The sequence below is a fragment of the Marinobacter sp. genome, from assembly GCF_965229985.1.
Classification (GTDB): domain Bacteria; phylum Pseudomonadota; class Gammaproteobacteria; order Pseudomonadales; family Oleiphilaceae; genus Marinobacter.
The window spans coordinates 1,697,066-1,716,617 of sequence record NZ_OZ245935.1; the positions used below are offsets into that span (position 1 = coordinate 1,697,066).

Annotated in this window: 21 protein-coding genes; 8 read left to right on the plus strand and 13 right to left on the minus strand. The window is 58.6% G+C overall.

Annotated features, from left to right (window positions below; genetic code table 11):
- Positions 1-16 precede the first annotated feature (16 nt).
- Complete coding sequence (locus ACO06L_RS07695) at positions 17-682, plus strand: hypothetical protein (protein WP_202347728.1); 666 nt, start codon at positions 17-19, stop codon at positions 680-682.
- A 26-nt stretch (positions 683-708) separates the two neighbouring features.
- Here ACO06L_RS07695 and ACO06L_RS07700 read toward each other — a convergent pair whose 3' ends face one another.
- From ACO06L_RS07700 to ACO06L_RS07710, 3 genes are read right to left on the minus strand one after another with little or no spacing between them, the layout of a single operon-like run.
- Positions 709-2,046 carry a nicotinate phosphoribosyltransferase gene (locus ACO06L_RS07700; RefSeq protein ID WP_202347729.1) on the minus strand — a complete coding sequence of 446 codons (1,338 nt, stop codon included), beginning with the start codon at positions 2,044-2,046 and terminating at the stop codon, positions 709-711.
- Between the two features lie 27 nt (positions 2,047-2,073).
- A complete protein-coding gene (locus tag ACO06L_RS07705; protein ID WP_202347730.1) occupies positions 2,074-2,622 on the minus strand; it encodes an isochorismatase family protein in 549 nt (182 codons plus the stop codon).
- A gap of 33 nt (positions 2,623-2,655) precedes the next feature.
- Positions 2,656-2,871: a dodecin gene (locus ACO06L_RS07710; protein ID WP_008173934.1), complete on the minus strand. Its 216-nt coding sequence runs from the start codon at positions 2,869-2,871 to the stop codon at positions 2,656-2,658.
- A 192-nt stretch (positions 2,872-3,063) separates the two neighbouring features.
- On the opposite strand from ACO06L_RS07710, the gene ACO06L_RS07715 reads away from it, so the two are divergent.
- Positions 3,064-3,837: a DUF3750 domain-containing protein gene (locus ACO06L_RS07715; RefSeq protein WP_064228252.1), complete on the plus strand. Its 774-nt coding sequence runs from the start codon at positions 3,064-3,066 to the stop codon at positions 3,835-3,837.
- A gap of 134 nt (positions 3,838-3,971) precedes the next feature.
- Here ACO06L_RS07715 and ACO06L_RS07720 read toward each other — a convergent pair whose 3' ends face one another.
- The 4 genes from ACO06L_RS07720 to ACO06L_RS07735 all read right to left on the minus strand — a co-directional run bounded on the left by ACO06L_RS07720 (position 3,972) and on the right by ACO06L_RS07735 (position 7,030).
- Positions 3,972-5,288 carry a hypothetical protein gene (locus ACO06L_RS07720; RefSeq protein ID WP_202347731.1) on the minus strand — a complete coding sequence of 439 codons (1,317 nt, stop codon included), beginning with the start codon at positions 5,286-5,288 and terminating at the stop codon, positions 3,972-3,974.
- A gap of 88 nt (positions 5,289-5,376) precedes the next feature.
- On the minus strand, positions 5,377-5,688 hold the full coding sequence (locus ACO06L_RS07725) for an AzlD family protein (protein ID WP_202347732.1): 312 nt from the start codon (positions 5,686-5,688) through the stop codon (positions 5,377-5,379).
- Complete coding sequence (locus ACO06L_RS07730; RefSeq protein WP_202347733.1) at positions 5,678-6,418, minus strand: AzlC family ABC transporter permease; 741 nt, start codon at positions 6,416-6,418, stop codon at positions 5,678-5,680. The genes ACO06L_RS07725 and ACO06L_RS07730 overlap by 11 nt, the downstream gene beginning before the upstream one ends.
- A 69-nt stretch (positions 6,419-6,487) precedes the next feature.
- Positions 6,488-7,030 carry a hypothetical protein gene (locus ACO06L_RS07735; protein WP_202347734.1) on the minus strand — a complete coding sequence of 181 codons (543 nt, stop codon included), beginning with the start codon at positions 7,028-7,030 and terminating at the stop codon, positions 6,488-6,490.
- 327 nt (positions 7,031-7,357) lie between these two features.
- Between ACO06L_RS07735 and ACO06L_RS07740 the strand changes: the two genes are divergently transcribed.
- The gene (locus tag ACO06L_RS07740) at positions 7,358-8,455 is read left to right on the plus strand and encodes a Glu/Leu/Phe/Val family dehydrogenase (RefSeq protein WP_064228247.1); all 1,098 of its coding nucleotides are present in this window, start codon (positions 7,358-7,360) and stop codon (positions 8,453-8,455) included.
- 91 nt (positions 8,456-8,546) lie between these two features.
- Positions 8,547-9,980, plus strand: a complete 1,434-nt coding sequence (locus tag ACO06L_RS07745) for a sodium-dependent transporter (protein WP_202347735.1) — start codon at positions 8,547-8,549, stop codon at positions 9,978-9,980.
- A 6-nt stretch (positions 9,981-9,986) separates the two neighbouring features.
- Here ACO06L_RS07745 and ACO06L_RS07750 read toward each other — a convergent pair whose 3' ends face one another.
- From ACO06L_RS07750 to ACO06L_RS07765, 4 genes are all read right to left on the minus strand, one after another.
- Positions 9,987-10,889: an NAD-dependent protein deacetylase gene (locus tag ACO06L_RS07750; RefSeq protein ID WP_202347736.1), complete on the minus strand. Its 903-nt coding sequence runs from the start codon at positions 10,887-10,889 to the stop codon at positions 9,987-9,989.
- A 15-nt stretch (positions 10,890-10,904) separates the two neighbouring features.
- Entirely contained in the window at positions 10,905-11,636 is a 732-nt protein-coding gene (locus tag ACO06L_RS07755; protein WP_064228244.1) for a hypothetical protein, read from the minus strand.
- A 201-nt stretch (positions 11,637-11,837) separates the two neighbouring features.
- The gene (locus ACO06L_RS07760; RefSeq protein WP_202347737.1) at positions 11,838-12,401 is read right to left on the minus strand and encodes a DUF1415 domain-containing protein; all 564 of its coding nucleotides are present in this window, start codon (positions 12,399-12,401) and stop codon (positions 11,838-11,840) included.
- A gap of 184 nt (positions 12,402-12,585) precedes the next feature.
- Positions 12,586-14,172: an ABC-F family ATPase gene (locus tag ACO06L_RS07765; protein WP_202347738.1), complete on the minus strand. Its 1,587-nt coding sequence runs from the start codon at positions 14,170-14,172 to the stop codon at positions 12,586-12,588.
- Between the two features lie 182 nt (positions 14,173-14,354).
- On the opposite strand from ACO06L_RS07765, the gene ACO06L_RS07770 reads away from it, so the two are divergent.
- Both ACO06L_RS07770 and ACO06L_RS07775 read left to right on the plus strand, forming a co-directional pair.
- Positions 14,355-14,633 (plus strand): peptidylprolyl isomerase, encoded by a 279-nt coding sequence (locus ACO06L_RS07770; protein WP_064228242.1) that lies wholly within the window; start codon positions 14,355-14,357, stop codon positions 14,631-14,633.
- A gap of 23 nt (positions 14,634-14,656) precedes the next feature.
- The gene (locus ACO06L_RS07775) at positions 14,657-15,583 is read left to right on the plus strand and encodes a hypothetical protein (RefSeq protein ID WP_227716007.1); all 927 of its coding nucleotides are present in this window, start codon (positions 14,657-14,659) and stop codon (positions 15,581-15,583) included.
- Here the strand turns inward: ACO06L_RS07775 and ACO06L_RS07780 are convergent.
- Complete coding sequence (locus ACO06L_RS07780; RefSeq protein WP_202347740.1) at positions 15,580-16,761, minus strand: M24 family metallopeptidase; 1,182 nt, start codon at positions 16,759-16,761, stop codon at positions 15,580-15,582. The genes ACO06L_RS07775 and ACO06L_RS07780 overlap by 4 nt on opposite strands.
- 97 nt (positions 16,762-16,858) lie before the next feature.
- Between ACO06L_RS07780 and ACO06L_RS07785 the strand changes: the two genes are divergently transcribed.
- Positions 16,859-17,938, plus strand: coding sequence for an MBL fold metallo-hydrolase (locus tag ACO06L_RS07785; RefSeq protein ID WP_202347741.1), 1,080 nt, complete (start codon positions 16,859-16,861; stop codon positions 17,936-17,938).
- Here the strand turns inward: ACO06L_RS07785 and ACO06L_RS07790 are convergent.
- Positions 17,910-18,740: a DUF2059 domain-containing protein gene (locus ACO06L_RS07790; RefSeq protein ID WP_202347742.1), complete on the minus strand. Its 831-nt coding sequence runs from the start codon at positions 18,738-18,740 to the stop codon at positions 17,910-17,912. The genes ACO06L_RS07785 and ACO06L_RS07790 overlap by 29 nt on opposite strands.
- Positions 18,741-18,839: 99 nt before the next feature.
- On the opposite strand from ACO06L_RS07790, the gene ACO06L_RS07795 reads away from it, so the two are divergent.
- Complete coding sequence (locus ACO06L_RS07795; protein ID WP_202347805.1) at positions 18,840-19,547, plus strand: lysozyme-like domain containing protein; 708 nt, start codon at positions 18,840-18,842, stop codon at positions 19,545-19,547.
- The last annotated feature ends 5 nt before the right edge of the window (positions 19,548-19,552 follow it).

The window sequence follows — 19,552 nt, forward strand, 5'->3', positions numbered from 1 at the left end:
GCGGGGGTCAGAGACTATGGATACAGACCCATTATGGAACATGATATCGGCAGACAGCCTCCCTCTGCTGCTGGGTGCGGGGGCTCTGGTGCTTGCGCTCATCGCGCTGTTTCTCGGCTCGGGAGCACGGCGCCGCCACCAGGATCAGATGGCAGCGCTGCGCGAGCGATCTGACACACTGTGGCGGGAGGTTGACGACATACGGGTCGCGCAATTCAACCGTCCCGGTGAGGCGGGTAACGGCGTGGCGGGCTCGTCGGTCGAGGAAGCCCGCTACCACACTGAAGTGGAAGCCTACAGCAAGATCTGGCCCCAGGTTTGGCATCTCCACGAACGCCTGGGCATGTTCCTCAGGGCGGTTGAAGCCGGCGAAGCCGCCGGTGAACTGAGGTTGGAAGCCCGCAATGCCGCCCTGGAGGCACGCAATCTGTTGAACCGGAACCGCCCCTTCTGTACCGAATCCGTCGAAGAACTGGTGACCCGGCTCATCGATGCCGAGATCAAGGCCCACCTGGCGGCCTGCCAGTATCTGGATCTGCTCAAAGACGTCTCCAGCGCTTCATCCAACCATGACCGCCGGGTACTGCAGGACAAATGCCACAGCCTGCATGAGGGCGAGGCCCGGGAACTGATGAACCAGCTGGCTTCGTCCATCCGGCACCGAACCATCAGAGGCGTCTGAGTCCGGCCGAACCCATAATGGATGGGTCAGACAGCGACTTGCCTGAGGGTTTCAGCCTGCAGATTCTGCAGGTATTCGGTGAATTCCACAGGAAACGCCTCTGCCGGCTGCAACGCTTTGAAGGGTCTGGGCAGAGCGGCTACGGCGTCACTGGCTCGTGATACCAGGTCATCAAGGGGAGCCGGAAAGCCGGGTAACAGCGCTCCATTCGTCATAACGGTCTCCAGTAGTGGCGAACCATCAACCTGTTCGCCAATCCCTGCAATGACGTCGCCCCTGGCCAGACCACTGCCATCGAACTGCCGGAATACTTGCTTTGGGCCCGGCCAGGAGGTCTTGCCCGAAGAGTTCTTCATCTTCGGTTCACCCGCGTACTCGGTTAATTTGTAGGCCAATTCAAGGGCGGGGGCGTCATTCGCTGCGCCGATAGCGGTACCGACACCAAAGCCATCAATGGGAGCACCCGCCTGCAGAAGCGCGGCAATCCGATATTCGTCCAGGCCGCCGCTGGCCATAATCTTGATGCCCCTGAAGCCTGCATCGTCGAGTATTTTCCGGCAATCCCTGGATTCTTGCTCAAGATCTCCGGAATCGATCCGGATTCCTCCAATGCGCACATCGGGCTCCTGCCGGAGCCAGTCAACAATTCGCCTCACCGCACGCCGAGTGTCGTAGGTGTCAACAAGGAGGGTGGTGCCCGGATACAACCGCGCATACACCTTGAACGCCTCCATTTCGTCCGGGTAAGCCTGCACAAAGCTGTGCGCCATAGTGCCACTGACGTCCAGGCCATAATCCAGCCCGGCAAGGACATTGCTGGTACCGGCCAGTCCCGCCAACCGGTAGGCCCTTACTCCCCTGTGGGCAGAATCCAGGCCATGCATCCTTCGCATGCCAAAATCCACCACCGGCTTGCCGTCAGCGGCAAACGTCAGGCGAACCGACTTGGACGCCAGAACTGACTCCAGATGGACATAATTCATGATCAGGCTTTCCAGAAGCTGCGCCTCAGCAATCGGCGCGGTAACTTCCAGAATCGGTTCCTGCGGAAACAGTGGCATTCCCTCTTCTACAGCACGGATACTGCCGCTAAAGCGAAATCCCCTGAGCCAGTCCAGAAACTCCGGCTGAAAACGATTCAGTTGCCGCAGCCGATCTATGTGGTCTTCGGTAAACCGCAGTTGACCGATAAGCTCGGCGATATGCCGCTGGCCACAGGCGAGAACAAAATTACGGTTCTCTGGCAATTCCCGGAAAAACAGGCTGAAAACAGCCGTGTCAGCCATGCCTTCGGCCCAGTAGGCCTGGGCCATGGCCAACTCGTACAGATCCACCATCAGAGGAAGATCTTCCTGTTTAATCAAAGTTCCTCCTCACATTTCCCGGAAAATTCAGCCTATGGCTGCACCTGCGGCCCGGAGTTCCTCAAGCACCTTGGAAGCGCCTTCCTGATCAACCGCCCGGGTGCCGTTGGCAATCAGCTCGATATCGAAACCGTATTTCAGCCCATCCAGAACCGTAGCCCGAACACAGACATCCAGGGCCAGCCCCGCAATCCTGAGGTAGCGGATACCGTGGCGATCCAGGAATGTGTCCAGTTGGGTTCCGTCAAAGGCCGAATAGGCATCGGTGTCAAAACCGGTGCCCTTGCTCACCCGAACCGCATCCTCAGGTAGCTGCATACCAGGATGAAACGCCGCTCCTTCAGTATCCTGAATGCAGTGGGGCGGCCAGGGGCCGCCTCGCGCCTCAAAACTGGCATGGTCGACGGTATGCCAGTCGCGGCTGGCAATTATCATCTGGCCTCCGTCCGAGGCTTCACCAATCAGGCTATTTACCACGGTCAGGATCTCACTGGCGCCCGGAACAGCAAGGCTTCCGCCTTCACAGAAGTCGTTCTGAATATCCACAAGTAACAAGGCACCGTTGGTATCGGGCATGTAGCACCTCCCGGACAACCATCCTTACCAAACTCAACTGTTAGCGATACGAAACCCGACTTTCATCACGACCTGGTAGTGACCGACCTTGCCGTCAACGATATGGCCTCGGGTTTCGGTTACCTCAAACCACTCCATGTTGCGGACGCTTTTTCCACATTCCTCAAGTGCGTTTTCGATTGCATCTTCAATGCTTTTCTTCGAAGAACCGACAATTTCCACTTTTTTGTACACGTGATGGTCAGACATAAAACCCTCCTGAAACTTGCAGCTTGTATCTTTGAGCCTAGAAGAGAAGCCTGATGCCGGCAAACCAAGGCCCAGCGCCGTCCTCATCCGCCAACTAACGGGTGACGTATCTGTTCGCTACAATCAATACAGTGATCCGGAACTTTCTACGGCCAAAGGGTTCCGGATATCCTCACGCTTGGGACTGGGTTCATGAAACGATTTCTGAAATACACCGGCTGGTTGGTCGGTGCCGTACTCCTGCTGCTGTCCGGCCCGATCCTGCTTGCCACGAGCGGAAGCCTGCAGGGGGCTGAGAGCTGGCAAACAGCAACCCGGGAGAGTGCCCGGATTGCGCCTTTGCCAGAGCAGGCCGAGGAAGCCATCGTTCAGGTGTATGGCGCCCGGGCCTGGAGTTGGCGGGGTTACTTTGCCGTCCATACCTGGATAGCCACCAAGGAAAAAGGCGCCAGCCACTACCGTGTTCATGAGGTAACCGGATGGCGCAGCTACGTGGTCAATTCCCGCCCGGGTGAGCCGGACAGGCACTGGTACGGAGCGAAACCGGAACTCTATGCCGACATCCGCGGTGAAGAGGCCGAAAAGCTTATTCCCGACATCTACCAGGCGGTGGAATCCTACCCCTACCCGACCGAATATGAAGCCTGGCCCGGCCCGAACAGCAATACCTTCGTGGCCTGGGTAATACGGGACGTTCCGGGGCTGGATGTTGCCTTGCCCAACCATGCCATTGGTAAGGACTTCCTCGGCGACCGAGTGATAGCAGAGGTTCCGGGTGGCACTGGCTATCAGTTCTCGTTGGGCGGGTACTTTGGTGTACTAGCGGGTATTCGGGAAGGCCTGGAGTTGAATCTTCTGGGCCTTTCCTTCGGTATCAATCCGCTGGCTTTGGGGGTCAAATTGCCGGGCATCGGCGAATTAGCGCTAAGAAACCCCAATCCGATGCCCAAGCCCTCCATGGAGTAAACAGACGGTCCGGCCGGGGGCAAGGCTCCCAAAAAACGCTGTGAATACGTCCGTGTACGCTTGGCTCCGCCATCCCTGGCTCCGCACATTTTTGGGAGCCTTGCCCCCGACCGGCCCTGCCTCGGAGTCGATCGCTACAAGCTGGCAAACTCCAGATACCGGCTCGCCGCCTGCTTCTTTTCGTCCTGGCTATTCAGCATTTCCAAACGCATCTTGTCGATCAGCTTCAGGTAATCCACGATCGGCGACTCGGGCTTGCCGGATTCTTTCGACTCTTCGATAAACGCCTTCTGCTTCTCGCGGATTTCGTTGAGCTTCTCAAGCGCCGAGCGGATCGCCTCCACCCGCGCCTCGACAAGGCCGTTACCACCCCGATCCGGCGAACCACGATCGCTACTCAGCACAGTCTCCGCAGCCGGCGCGTCGGCGGTGTTCTGCTCCGCGAGGTCCATTTCCTCCAGGGTGCGGACCTCACCGTCGGTGGTCAGGTAAATGCCGGAACTCTTGATCTGGCCGAGGGGTACACCCTGGCTGTTGGCGAGGGTGAAGCGGTCTTCGACATTGTCCACGTATAGGGCCTGAACCCCGACCTCGCCAAGGGATTTGAGAGCCTGCGAGCCATCCGCGGTTTGCACCCAAACGGACAGCGACTCAAAGATCTCATCATTGGCATCTATCCAGCGGTTGCCGTCGTCGTCGAACCTGGCCAGTTCGCCGAAACCGGAACCGCTCCGGGGACCGAAAAGTTCAGTGCCATCGTCCACCTTGCCGTTGCCATTGCGGTCCAGCACCAGGTAGCCGCTGCCGCTGCCCAGGGAGGCGAACTGGCCGGTTTCTCCATCACCGTTCAGATCGAATTCAAACAGCGTGTCAGTCAGGCGCGCGGTAGCATTGCCGAAGTTTATCACCAGAGGATCGGTGAGCGGCCGCTCCTGGATCTGGACCAGCTCCGAGTACTCGTAGGTTCGGGACTGGGACTGTCGCAGGGAAAGTGTGAAATCAATGGTTTCGCCGTTTTCGAGGCTTATGGTGCCGGTGGAGGCAAAGCTTCTGGATTCGCTCTCCGAGTAGAACATGTAGCGCCCGGCTGAAACTGAGAGGCTGCCGCGACCCTCGACGCCGGCATCACCGCCCAGAGCCGCACGGCTCACACTCAGCGCCTGTCGGCCCATCAGAAACAGCTCCGAGGTTTTCTCGGCGAGCTGGGCACTGGTGAACACGCTCTGCTGACCGTTGCCGGTTACCGTACTGCTGCCGCTGAAAGCGAGTTGCTCCTGGCTGCTGTAACGGTAGGCGGCCTGGCGCATAAGTGTCAGCTCTGAGCCCACTGCATTCGCGTTGGCCTGGGGCGCAGCCGGCGCTTGTCGGCTAATGCGCAGTTGGGTGCTGTCGAAAGCCGATACCTGGCGGGAACTGTCCTGGAAAAGCGAAATCTGGCTGGAGGAAATCATGGCTTTGGGTACCTGTAATCACTACACAGGTGTATCGGCCGGGAGACGCCAGACTTGAGCAGTTTTTAAGCACTTCAGATTCGAGAGGTCAGGTCAGATAACGAACGATACCGGCGGCAGCAATGCCGGCTGCAATGGCCGGCAGAGGCTTGCGTAATACCAGCATGGTAACGGCAGTCGTGATAAGGGCCGCCAGTGCTCCGGCGTCACCAGTCACCGCCATGGGCACGATAATGGCAATCAGGACTGAGCTGGCCATGGTATTGATGAAGCTCTCAATCCGCGGATTGATCTTCACGAACGACATAACGAACGCCCCACCGAAGCGAGTCACCAGTGTGACGGCCGTCATGACCGCAATCAGGAACAGAATGCCGGCCGTGGTGGTTTCAACAGTCATGGTCGCTTCCCTCCACACCTGCAGCTTGCTTGCGTTCAAGCCAGAAGAAGCCAATCGCGCCGCCCGCCAGGGCACCGACCACCACATGGGTGTTGGGTGGTAGCCATCGCCAGGCCGCCAATGAGGCCAACGCCGCAACGGCCCAGGCTAGTAGTACCCTTGGGGACTTTTTCCCGCCCAACGCCATTGCCAGCAGGAAGCAGCCGAGGACCATGTCCAGCCCGAGGGCTTTGGGATTCTGTAGCAGCCCACCAAAGTAGACACCCAGGCCCGTGCCGATAATCCAGGCCAGCCACAGCGCCAGGCCACCACCGAGGATCACCTCCAGGTTGCGCCGGCCACTCTGATATTCCTGGGCAGAGACAGCCCAGTTGGCGTCTGTCAGCAGCAGCAACAGACCATAGCGCTTACCCGGCGAGACGTCCCTCAGCATCGGGTACAACGAAGCGCCCATGAGCAGGTGGCGGGAGTTGATGGCGAAGACCACAGCAATCATCGGGAGGACAGATACTTCGGCGCCCCACATGTCGACGGCTGCAAACTGGGACGCCCCGGCAAAGACCGTGGCACTCATCAGCACGGCCTGTAGCGGTTCAAGGCCTTTCTGGGTAGCTGCCAAACCGAAGGCAGCGCCAAACGCCACCACAAACAATGAGATGGGAAGTAGCCGGAAGAACTCCACCCGCACCCGGGCCGGCTGCAGCTGATAAGGATAGGAAGCGACAGACATCAGGGGAAACTAGGCCAGTTTCCCCGATAGGCGTATAGGTAGTTCCCGAAGAAACCACCAAATCTGAGACTAATGGACGAGGTGTATGCGTCCGTCTCCTGCTGCAAACGGATTGTTGAAACTGCTGCCCTCGCCCTGCAATTCTGCTTCCGGATGATTCCGGGCCATCAGGCGCTTCATCTGTTGTAAGTCGGGCCGTGGCACGTCAACCATGACCAGATGACGGCCAGCCTCAATGTCACTGTGGTATTTGCGGATTCGGTAGTTCTCGGTACCAATGCCGCCAAAGCCCCCGAGCCAGCCGCCTGCAATGATGGCGAACGCACCCATGGCCACATAGGCTGCGAGTGGCCACCCAAGACCTCCCCAGGTTGCCAGGGGTACGACGAAAAACAGTGTGAAAAGTGCGCCAATGATCATGCCGCGCTCAACAAACCTTGGCAGATCGGTCCTGTCCAGCACACTGGCTGAATGCAGTCGATGGGTATACAGGCCGGCTTCATCCTTGCTGACAATGTGAAAACGCCAGTCTGTAATCCCGCGTTCGTGAAGGTCTTGTGAGATTTCGTCGAGACTGTCGATGGAGTCCACAAGATAAAAGAGCCGTTTCATGATTCACCTCCTCTGAGCAAATCTGAGAAAGACACCCTGTATTGATTATAATTTAACCAGAGCCGGTAACCCCATGATTGCTGGAACCGTTTTACGATAAGCCGGGACAGCATATGCCGCCTGTTTCTAATCGTTCACTTTTGCATGTTGACGTTAACGTCAATTGCGGCTAGTTTGTTTTTCGTCCAGCCCCAAAAGGGCATCCTCCATCGGAAATCCCGATGGAAATATCGGACACCTGAAATCGGAACGCCGGCCATAAGCCGGTCGACAAGAACAAGATACCCGCTCACGCCGAGATCCGGCCCAGTGGGAAAGGATTTCACAATGCTATTCAGCCATCCCGAGTTCGATAACCACGAACATCTGTCCTTTTTCTGCGATCCCGAAACCGGTCTCAAGGCCATAGTTGCTATCCATAACACCTCCCGCGGCCCTGCACTGGGCGGCTGCCGGATGTTTCCCTATGCCTCTGATGAAGAAGCCCTGCGCGATGTCCTGCGACTGTCACGGGGCATGACCTACAAATCCGCCCTGGCCAATCTGGATCTGGGTGGCGGCAAATCGGTGATTATTGGTGACCCGCGCAAACAGAAAACCGAAGCGCTGATGGAGGCCATGGGGCGTCATCTGGAAAGTCTTGGCGGGCAGTACATTGCGGCGGAAGACTCCGGCACCAGCGTACCCGACCTCAAGGTAATGGGCCGGCATACGCGCCACGTGGCCGGAATTGCCTCACGCACCGGATTCGACGGCAACCCCAGCAACGGCGATCCATCACCGGCAACCGCCTACGGCACCTTTATCGGCCTGAAAGCAGCGGTAAAACACAAACTCGGCCGCGAAAACCTGAACGGGTTGAAGGTGGCCATCCAGGGCATCGGCAATGTCGGCTTCCGGCTGGCCAGACACCTGAGGGACGCCGGCGCTGAACTCTGGGTGTATGACATCCACGAGGACAATATGCAGCGGGCGGTGGATCAGCTGGGGGCCAGACCGGCAGCGGCCGAGGACATTCTGTCCCTGCCGGTAGACGTGGTTGCGCCCTGCGCCATGGGCGCGGTATTGAACGACAACAGCATTCCCCTACTGCAGGCCCGCATTGTCGCCGGCGCCGCCAACAATCTGCTGGAACACCCGGAGCACGATGCCATGCTGCGGGACCGGGGCATTCTCTATGCACCGGATTTTGCCATTAACGCCGGTGGCATCATCGATGTGTTCTACGAGCGCACCGGGGCCACACCGGAAACGGTTCGTGCCCACGTTGAGACCATTGGCGACACCCTGACCGAAATCTTCAACCGTTCCGACCGCTCGGGGCGCCCCACCGGGGAGATCGCCAACGAACTGGCCGAAGAACGGTTCAAAAAGCACACCGCCGGAGCCAGCCTGGCGCCCGAGCGGTTGGCTCGCACCGGCTGAGCTGACACCGGCGCACCCCTCAGGAAGCTGCAGATAGCTGCAGCTTCCCTCTTAAACCCTGATACAAAAACAAATACTCCGGGAGATAGTTATGTCTGTTACTTCATCAGATTCCGCCAGCCATTCTGGGGCGCTCGAAGGCTCCTCTGCGGCGCTTGAAGGTTCAAACGCCCAACGCGGGCTCTGGTCATCACGCCTGGCCTTTATTCTTGCCGCTACCGGTTCCGCCGTGGGCCTTGGCAATATCTGGAAGTTTCCCTACGTGACCGGCGAAAACGGGGGCGGCGCCTTCGTGCTGGTGTATCTGCTGTGCATCGCAGTCGTCGGTATTCCCATCATGATGGCGGAAGTCATGATTGGCCGTCGCGGTGGCCGAAGCCCCGTCAAGAGCCTGAGCCTGATTGCCGAACGGGACCGCCTCAACCCGGCCTGGAAGCTGGTTGGTGCCATCGGTATTCTGGCGGGCTTCCTGATTCTCTCGTTCTATTCGGTCATTGGGGGCTGGGCCATTTCCTACGTGGGCACAACCGCCAGCGGCCAACTTACCGGCCAGACTGCCGACGCCGTCGGAGCCATCTTCTCCGGACTTCTCAGTGATCCCACCACCCTGCTCGCCTGGCATACTCTGTTCATGGCGCTGGTGATGGTTGTGGTCGTGCGGGGTGTTCGCTCGGGCCTTGAGCGGGCGGTCAGCATCCTGATGCCGGCCCTGTTCGTGCTTCTGTTGATTGTTGTGGGCTATGCGATGACAACCGGGCACTTTGCCCAGGCTGCGGCGTTCCTGTTTCAGCCGGATTTCTCCAAGCTAACAACGTCCGGGATCCTGGTGGCGCTGGGCCACGCATTCTTCACCCTGAGCCTGGGTATGGCGGTGATGATGGCCTACGGCTCCTACCTGCCCAAGAATATTTCCATTGCCAAGACCTCCATCACTGTGTCGGTCATCGACACCGGTGTGGCGCTGCTCGCAGGCCTGGCCATTTTCCCGATCGTGTTCGCCAATGGTCTTGAACCAGGCGCTGGCCCGGGGCTGATCTTCCAGACCCTGCCGCTGGCCTTCGGCCAGATGCCCATGGGCTCCCTGTTCGGCACCCTGTTTTTCGTATTGCTGATCTTCGCCGCCTGGACATCAGGGATTTCACTGCTGGAGCCCATTGTGGAATGGCTGGAGGAGCGTAAAGGCATGAACCGCACCGTCAGCACACTGGGCGCAGGTTTTGTCTGCTGGGGACTGGGTATCGCCTCGATTCTGTCCCTGAACCTCTGGTCCGACTTCGCACCCCTGGGCTTTGTGCCTATGCTGGAAGGCAAGACCATTTTCGACCTGCTGGACTTCTTCACTGCCAACATCATGCTGCCCCTGGGCGGCTTGCTGGTTGCCCTGTTTGCAGGCTGGGTGATGTCGCGCGAGGCCATGAAGAAAGAACTGGCGCTGTCCCCGGGCATGTTCAACCTGTGGCTGATCACTGTGCGGTTCATTACCCCGGTTGCCGTGGCTGTAGTATTTATCTACAACCTGATGTAACCACCGCTATAACTGATCGAGGGAGGCCTTCAGGGTCTCCCCGATCCTTGCGTTCAGTTTCAGATCCACCAGATCCTCCGCCCGTGTCCGCCCCAGATTCAGGGTGGCAATGGGCTTGTTCCACTCGTTGGCGTACCGGCAGAAACGGAAGCCGGAATACACCATCAACGACGAACCAATCACCAGAAGGCCATCACTGGCTTTGAGCGTATCCAGGGCCGAATACACCCGGTCTTTGGGAACAAAGTCACCAAAGAACACCACATCCGGCTTCAGAATCCCCTCGCACTTCGGACAGTCCGCCAGCCGGAAATCCTCGAAATCCACATCCAGATCGGCGTCGCCATCCGGTGCCGTATCGGCGGTATACTTCTGGAACCCCGGGTTCAGATCCGCGCAGCGATCGTGCACTTCATCCCGAGGGCAGCGGTAGTCGCAACTCATGCACACCACCTCATCGGCCCGCCCGTGCAGATCCGTCACCGCCCGGGTGCCTGCCTTCTGGTGCAACCGATCCACGTTCTGGGTAACCACCAGGCTGCTGTGGTTGAGCAGTTCCAGGTCTGAGATGTAATGATGGGAAGGGTTGGGCCTGGCATTACGCATCACCGGCCAGCCAATCAGGCTGCGACCCCAGTAGCGTTGGCGGGTGTAAACATCTTCCATGAACGCCTTGTGCTGAACCGGCTGCTTGCGCTTCCAGGCGCCATCGCCATCCCGGTAGTCCGGAATACCGGAATCCGTACTGACCCCAGCACCGGTCAGAATCAGCAAGCGAGGGTGGCGATGGATAAACTCCGCCAGCAACGCCCCGGCCTCGTTCGGTTCATGCAGCACCGGCGGCTGATCCGGCTTAGGCAGACGCTGGCTGGAGCTGAAGGGTCGGCTGCGGTGCGTGGTCAAAGACATACAGACTCCGGTTTCTCAACCCGGCTTGCGGGCCACATACACGGTGTTGAACGATTCCCTGTTCTGAAATGGATTGAAGAAGGATACGACATGGCAGGCCACATCGGTGAACACCTCGTTGAGAACGGCCATGAACTCGTCATCCTCGCCCTCGTTCGACCACATGGCAAACACCCCTCGGGGCTTCAGTTGCCGGGCCATCAGACGCAGGTTGTTGGCGGTGTAGAAGCTGGCACTGGAATCGTGCAAAAGCGCCCGGGGTGAATGGTCGATATCAAGGAGGATGGCATCGAATTGTTTGCCGGGATTCTCCGGTTCAAAACCACCAACCTCAGGATCTGCAACCGCAAGATCGAAGAAACTGCCATGAACGTAGCGGTTCCGAGGGTCGGCATTCAGATCTTTACCCAGAGGCACCAGCTCCTGCTGATGCCAGCCGATGACCGGCTCCAGGTATTCAACCACCAGCAACTCGGCAACCCGCTCATGCCTGAGCGCCGCAACCGCGGTGTAACCCAGGCCCAGACCACCGACAACCACACTGAGGTCGTCACCCTCGGTTTCCCCCAGCCCGATATCCGAGAGGGCCACTTCGGCATCCACGAACATGCTGGACATCAGGAATTCCTCGCCCAGCTTTACCTCGTAGATATCCCGGTCACCAATGGCCGGAATCCGCCGCCGGCGCAGGGTGATCTCGCCAATCACCGACGGTTGGCTGTCAATTTGCTCGAAAAGCAGTCCCATTTGTTGTGACTCTTCTGGTTGGTCTGGTTTACAACTGTGCCGTTATTTCTGAGTTAACCGCTCTGGCCTTCAGATCCGTGCATTCGCCGGTGGGTAGGGCTTTCCAAAACACGCTCCTTGCGGCACATCCATGTGACGCTTGGGCTCCGCCATCCCTGGCTCCGCACAGTTTTGGAAAGCCCTACCCACCGGCTCCTGATCCTACTCCCCTGTATCCGGCGAGTTCTCCACGCAGTTAACGAGGATCTTCCGCATCTTCTCCGCGCCCAGTTCTTCCATCAATCCGATGTTTCGCTCGGGTATTCCATCCACATCCGGATAACTGTCAATCGCGGCTTCCAGACTCGCTTCCCTTAATAGGTGTAGCATGGGAAACGGTGACCGATTCGTGTAATTCTCCGCCGCATCCGGCGCGGTGCCTTCAAACTGGTAATCCGGATGGAAACTGGCAATCTGGTAAACGCCTTCCATTTCCAGATACGCCAACAAACCATCGGCCGCATCCAGAAATTCATTGTAGGGCCCGAAATCCTGCAATACAGCCGGATGAATCAACAGTGTGGTTTCAATCTCCGGCTCGTCGTCCAGCCGCTGAAGCTCCGAGTGCAGGGCCTGTAACAGCTCGTCTTCCGTTTCGGCTTCCGACACCACAAACCGAACCCGGTTCCGCACCAGTTCCCGTTTGGCGAACGGGCACAAGTTGTAGCCGACGACGACGTCTTCGACCCATTTTTGGGTTGAAGCGATAATTTCGGTCTCGCCCATATCTTTTTCCTTTGTTAGTCGAAGGCCGCTCACAGGCACGAGCGGGCGGGTGGGTAGGCCTTTCCAAAACTGTGCGGAGCCATGGATGGCGGAGCCCAAGCGCCCCAGGGATGGGCCGCAAGGAGCGTGTTTTGGAAAGGCCTACCCACCCGTACGCAAACTCCTAAAGCCCGAATCAATATGCTTAGAGGTACCCCTGACTCCGAAGGTAATCATCATAAGAACCACTGAAGTCAGTCACCCCATCAGCCTTAAGCTCAATAATTCGAGTCGCAAGGGAAGAAACAAACTCCCGATCATGACTGACGAAAATCAGTGTACCCGGATAGTTCTCCAGCGCCAGGTTCAGCGCCTCGATGGACTCCATATCCAGGTGGTTCGTAGGCTCATCCATCAGCATCACATTGGGCTTCTGCAGAATCAGCTTGCCGAACAGCATCCGCCCCTGCTCACCGCCCGAGATCACCCGCACCGATTTGCCAATATCATCGCCGGAGAACAGCATGCGACCCAGAGTGCCGCGCACCAGTTGTTCGCCGCCTTTGGTCCACTGGGACATCCAGTCGGTCAGGGTCTCATCGTCGGCAAAGTCTGCCGTGTGGTCCTGGGCGAAGTAGCCCACTTCCGCGCTGTCGGTCCACTTCACCTCGCCGCTGTCAGGCGTGTAAGCGCCGGCCATGCATTGCAGCAGAGTGGTTTTACCGATGCCGTTGGGGCCAATGATGGCGATTCGCTCGCCGGCCTCGACCTGTAGATTAAGATTCTTGAACAGCGGCTTGTCATCGAAGCCCTTGGTCATGTTTTTCAAAGTCACCGCCTGGCGGTGCAGTTTCTTGCCCTGCTCGAAACGGATAAACGGGCTCACGCGGCTTGAGGGCTTCACCTCTTCCAGCTGGATCTTGTCGATCTGGCGGGCGCGCGATGTGGCCTGTTTGGCCTTGGAGGCGTTGGCCGAGAAGCGGCTGACAAACTGCTGCAGCTCGGCTATCTGGGCCTTCTTCTTGGCGTTATCCGACAGCATCCGCTCGCGGGCCTGGGTGGCGGCAGTCATGTATTCGTCGTAGTTGCCGGGGAACAGGCGCAGTTCGCCATAGTCCAGGTCCGCCATGTGGGTACAGACACTGTTCAGGAAGTGGCGGTCGTGGGAGATGATGATCATGGTGCTGTTACGGGCCACCAGAATGTTCTCCAGCCAGCGGATGGTGTTGATGTCCAGGTGGTTGGTAGGCTCGTCCAGCAGCAACACATCAGGATCGGAGAACAGAGCCTGGGCCAGCAATACCCGCAGCTTCCAGCCCGGTGCCAGCGCACTCATGGGGCCGTTGTGCTGCTCCAGCGGGATATCGAGGCCAAGCAAGAGCTCGCCGGCGCGGGCATCGGCGGTATAGCCGTCCATTTCGGCGAACTGCACTTCCAGGTCTGCCACGACCATGCCGTCTTCTTCGCTCATTTCCGGCAGGGAATAGATCCGGTCCCGCTCTCTCTTGACGTTCCAGAGTTCCTCGTGCCCCATGATCACGGTATCGATGACTGAGCAGTCTTCGTAGGCAAACTGGTCCTGGCGCAGTTTACCCAGACGGACATTGGGCTCCAGCATGACCTGGCCGGCCGAAGGCTCAAGGTCGCCACCCAGGATTTTCATCAGTGTGGACTTGCCACAACCGTTGGCCCCGATAAGGCCATAGCGGTTGCCGTTACCGAATTTGGCGGAGACGTTTTCAAACAGGGGTTTAGCCCCGAATTGCATGGTGATATTGGCAGTGGAGATCAAGAAACAAACCTGTCGATGTGGGGCCGGCAAGGCGCCGGCGAAAAGAAAGCCGGCATTGTACAGGTTTGCAGACAAGACCGTGAGGCCGCAGAAACACGGATAAAAAGGCTTGCCTCTGGCGAGCTGTGCGGGCAGCATTCCCGTTCTGATGTACCCATTCATCCGACACAAGGACATTGATCATGGCACAGGCAACAGCGCGCCACATTCTGGTAGACAGCGAAGCAAAATGCGAAGAACTGAAAAAAGCGATTGAAGGCGGGCAGGACTTTGCCGAAGTGGCGAAGCAGCATTCCTCATGCCCCTCCGGTCGTAATGGCGGTGACCTTGGCTCTTTTGGTCCGGGCCAGATGGTTCCGGAGTTCGACAAGGCGGTATTTAACGGCGAAGTGAACACCGTCCTCGGTCCGATCAAGACCCAGTTCGGCTATCACCTGCTGGAAGTTACCAGCCGCAGCTGATGATTCCTGGTTTCATACCGGGAATGCCAATCACCGGCCGGCAACTACCATGGCTGGCCGGTGCTGCTTCGCTGCTCATTGCGCCCTTCCTGTTTATTGGCGGGCCGGACTGGGCCTCGGGGCCGCTCCTCAAGTCGGCCTGGAACCTTGGCCACATCCTTCTTTTTGCGTTGCTGACACTGACCTTCAGGCCCTGGCTGTGGTTGAGCGGCTGGCGTCTGTGGCTGGTCATTACCGCAGTAATTCTGGCTATCGGAATTGGTATCGAACTGATCCAGGGCGACCACAACCGCGACATGGACGGTCGGGATCTGCTGCGCAACCTGATTGGCGGTTGGTTGATTATCGCTTGGCGCCCAGTATTACTGTCGGGGAAACGAACCTCCGCCCGCCAATGTCTGATCACGACGGCAGCCACGCTGCTGTTGTGTTTCGAATTGGGCTCGACCGGGATCGTTGCGGCCCGACAGTGGCAGGTTCATCACCAGCTTCCCCTGCTCTATGACTTCAGTCATCAGAACCCGGAACCCTTCTGGGCGGGCAGGCTGGCGGTCTCTGTCAATCATTCAGTGAATCACCCGCACAGCCTGAAGATCGATCTGGGCACGGCAACCTACTCGGGGGTCTCGCTCAATAACCTGCCAGCCGACTGGCGGGGTTTCGAGAGACTGACCATAACGCTGTTCAATCCTTCAACGGAACCTCTGGCACTGACGCTTCGAATCAATGACGTGGCCCATGACCGCAGCGACCATGACTACAATGACCGTTACAACGCGCGCCTGATCCTTGGCCCCGGCTTCAATACTTTCACGCGGAATCTGACTGCCATTGAAAACGCTCCGGATAGCCGGACCATGGACATGTCGAAAATCAGGCGAATAGGTCTCTTTGCCGTTCGTCTGCCCGAGCCGCGAACCGTTTACCTGTCAGATCTGCGACTGGATTAGCCGAGCGTCCAGGGGTTGTCGGTAATCGGTTCCGCTCCGTTTTCGGTAACCAGAATGGTTTCGCTACAGCCAATGCCCCACTGCCCCGGGATACGCAAACAGATGGGCAGATGGAAGACCATGCCGGGCCGAAACTCCATGTTGCCGCCCCTGGCGATAAAGCCCGAGCCCTCCACCCAGGAAGGGGGAAACTGGGCGCCAACCGTGTAGCCAAACACGCCGGAGAAAAATACCTTGCCTGCCAGCGGCTGGAGCGCTTTTTCGGCGTCCTGGGCGGCCTGATCAAAGGTGACCCCAGGCCGGGCAGACGCCAGGAGAGTATCCACAATCCGACGGCAGCCGTCGTGAACCTTCTGCATTTCCGAAGAGGGCCTGGCTCCGGCCACCACGGTCTGCATCATTGGTGCGGTGTAGCGGTGCCACGCTGAGCCGAATTCCAGAAACACCGGATCGCCCTCCCGCACCACCGTGCGCTTGTGATTGCAATGGATCACGCTGCTGCGCCGGCCGGTAACGACAATCGGCTGCATGCTCATGAATTCACTGCCGGCCTCCAGCAGTGCCCGGGCGCCTTCTGCAGCAATATCATTGTCGGTGACTCCCGGGCGAACCGCTGCCACAGCTGCCTTCAGGCCATCAGCGGTAATTCGCGCGCTCTCCCGCAGAAAACGGATTTCGGCGTCGGACTTGACGATCCGGATCTGCTTCAACAAACCACCATTGTTCAGAAATCGCACACCCGCCATCCGTGCCTTGAGGCCTTCCAGCACTCCCTGACGAAGGGAGCCGTGCCAGGCATCAATGCCGACCGTTTCAACGCCATCGTTCAGAACCTGCACCAGGGGCTCCAGCACTTCACCGATGCCTTCCCACCGGTATCCGCTGACCCGCGCAACCCGGGTGGTCACCATGGCCGGGCCCATTTCAATGGACGGCACCTGCAAGAGCATGTCCTCCTGTGTAACCACAAGAGCCACATGCACAGACACCTCAAAGGTGCTGTAACCGGTCAGGTAAAAAATATCCGAGGGATCGGTCAGCAGCAGGGCGCCAAAATCCTCCTGTGCCATGCGATCCCGGACACGAGCCAGCCGCTCCGCAAACTCCTGCTCCGGAAACGGGCACTCCAAGCCCCTCAGTTGTGAGGACAAGGCTTTTTGATAGGCATTGAAATCCATAACGACACTCCTCACTCGCATATACTAGGGAGATTGGACCCTATTCTGGCTTTGCACAAATCGCACTCACCGAATACTTCAATAATCGGGAGAACCTATGAACCGCAAGCAACAGAGCGATGGTGCCGTCCAGGTCAGCGTCGAGCTGGGGGCGCTGACCAGCATTGCCGACGACCCGCAAGTGGCAGTGCGGGTCGGCCCCGTGGTTGCCTCCCTGGTGAACGGTGTATGCGGCGACCCGTTGTTGCAGCTCAGGCTACTGCATCAGTCCCGCAGCTTGTTGTTCGATCTGGGCGATACCGGTCGCATGCCGCTCCGGTCTGCGCATCAGGTGACCGACGTTTTCATCAGTCACTGCCACGCCGACCACATCGGCGGTTTCCTGTGGTTCCTGCGCAGCCGGATCGGTTACTTTCCGCCGTGCCGGCTGTTCGGACCTCCAGGGTTAATGCAGCACATTGCCGGCATGATCAGCGGTATCCTGTGGGATCGCGTGGAGGATCGAGGGCCCAGGTTCGTGGTTCACGAATGGCACGGCGACCACCTGAAGCGCTGGAGAATTACTGCCGGCGATCCGGCGCCCACCGCTCTGGAGGACCAGGCCACCCCTGACGGGGTGTTGGTGCGGGAACTGGAGTTTCAGGTTCGTGCTGCCCTGCTGGACCACGGCACGCCTGTACTGGCTTTCGCCTGGGAACCCTTCGGCAAGCTGCAGGTACGCAATGAGCAATTACAAGCTGAAGGCCTGAAACCCGGCCCCTGGCTACACGACTTGAAAATGGCTGTGTTGCGCCAGCGGCCGGATGAACTCATCTCGCCAGACGCCAGACGCACGTATCGCGCCGAAGACCTGGCCCGCAAACTCCTGATTCAGGCGCCGGGAGAAAAGATCGCCTACGGCACGGATTTCGCCGATACGCCCGATAACATCCGCAAAATGACGGAACTGGCTCAGGGCGCCCATACGTTGTTCTGTGAAGCCTCATTCATGGCTGCGGATGAGGAGCAGGCCCGGCACACCCACCATCTCACCACCAGGGCCTGTGCCGGCATCGCCGAGGCGGCACAGGTCCGGCAACTGATTGCGTTCCACTTTTCCCATCGCTATGACCGCAAGCGTGACCAGGTCTACCGGGAGCTCGGGGAATTTACTGACCGCCTGGTGATTCCGGGCTGAGAAAACGGGACATCTGTTTGCCGATGGTTTCCACGGGCTCGGTTATGGCTTGCTGGATGCTGTCGGTAACAACCTTCGAGAAGGCTGAACCGGCCGGACTCTCCAGGAACTGCAGGTACAGCTCCATCTCCTGGCCACCAATGTTCTGGTAGGTATAGAGATAGCTGTCGTATACCTGCTGCCCAACAACGCCTCTGAGCATGCCGCGCTGGCTTTCAATGCGTTGCCTCAGCTGTTCATAATTGGCTGAATCACTGCTGAACGCCGCCATGGCGGTTGCCAGCCCGAGCTGGACGGCAATTGTGGTATCCACCGCGCTTTCTGTTGCCCGGGCCGCCCGATCAAACCGGTCGAACATTTCCGCTCTGCGAGTGCCCTTGTACTGGCTGTTCAGTTCCGCGGCGCTCGCCTGGATTTCCTTCCATGCAGAAGGTTCCGAAGCCGCGATCTCAGCAGAAGAAATCTTTCTGGCCACAGGGGTCTCGTACCACTCATGGACGGCCTGGAGCTGCGAGTCCGTGAGACTTGCTTGCAGATCGTTAATGATCTGCTGCTCAATATCCACGGAGTTGAAACCGCTGCTGACAATGTTGCCGATGGTATTGGCCACCATGGGTGGGAGCTGACCATTCTGCTTGAGCCCCTCACGGATGCCCTGGCTCATCATGGCCGGATAGCGGGCCACGATATCGTCAACAGGCGATACTTCCAGTACCTGGCGGGCATCCGGCGCCGCCTGGGCAGTACCGGTTATTAGCAGGGCGGTGACTAAAAGAGGTTTAATTAGGGGAAATCGCTTCATTTACCTATCATCCCGAACGTGTCGTTGATTCCCTTATGCCATGGGTGTGATGCATGCAGCAAGCAATCCCTGGATGCCGGAGATGACGGTTTGGTAGGAATACGAAAAAGACCTCGCCGGAAGACCAGAAGCCGGAGCACGACTCTGGATACCTGGAAAAGCCGGGCCAGATGGTATGGGCTTCCCATGCTGGGCTTGCTGATGGGCATCTGGGCGACGCTACGCTTCAGCCTGCTGGCACCGGACCCTCCGGCAAACCCGGAGAACGTCTGCGAAATTTTCCGGGAACATCCGGTCTGGTACGACTACGCCAGCGAATCCGAACAACGCTGGGGCACGCCCATTGCCACCCAGATGGCGTTTGTCTATTACGAATCCTCGTTCCGCAGCCACGCCCGGCCGCCCCGCACCCTGCTGTGGGGCTTCATTCCCTGGACCCGGCCAACAACAGCCTATGGCTATGCCCAGGCGCTGGACCCGGCCTGGCAGGAATACCTCCTGGCCAACGGTGATGGCTGGTTTACCGTGCGAACCGATATGGAATACGCGCTGGATTTCGTCGGCTGGTACAACCAGCTAAGCCACCGGAAGCTGGGCATTCCCTACTCGGCCCCCAGGAAACTCTATCTTGCCTACCATGAGGGCCGGGGCGGATACGCCCGCAGGAGCTACGAACAGAAGCCGGCCGTCATGGATCTGGCCGCCCGGGTACAAAGCCGGGCGTTCCGCTACGACAATCAACTCAAAACCTGCGAGCAGGAATTCCAGTGCTGGCGCTGGTATCAGTTCTGGCCGTTCTGCGGCTGATGCTC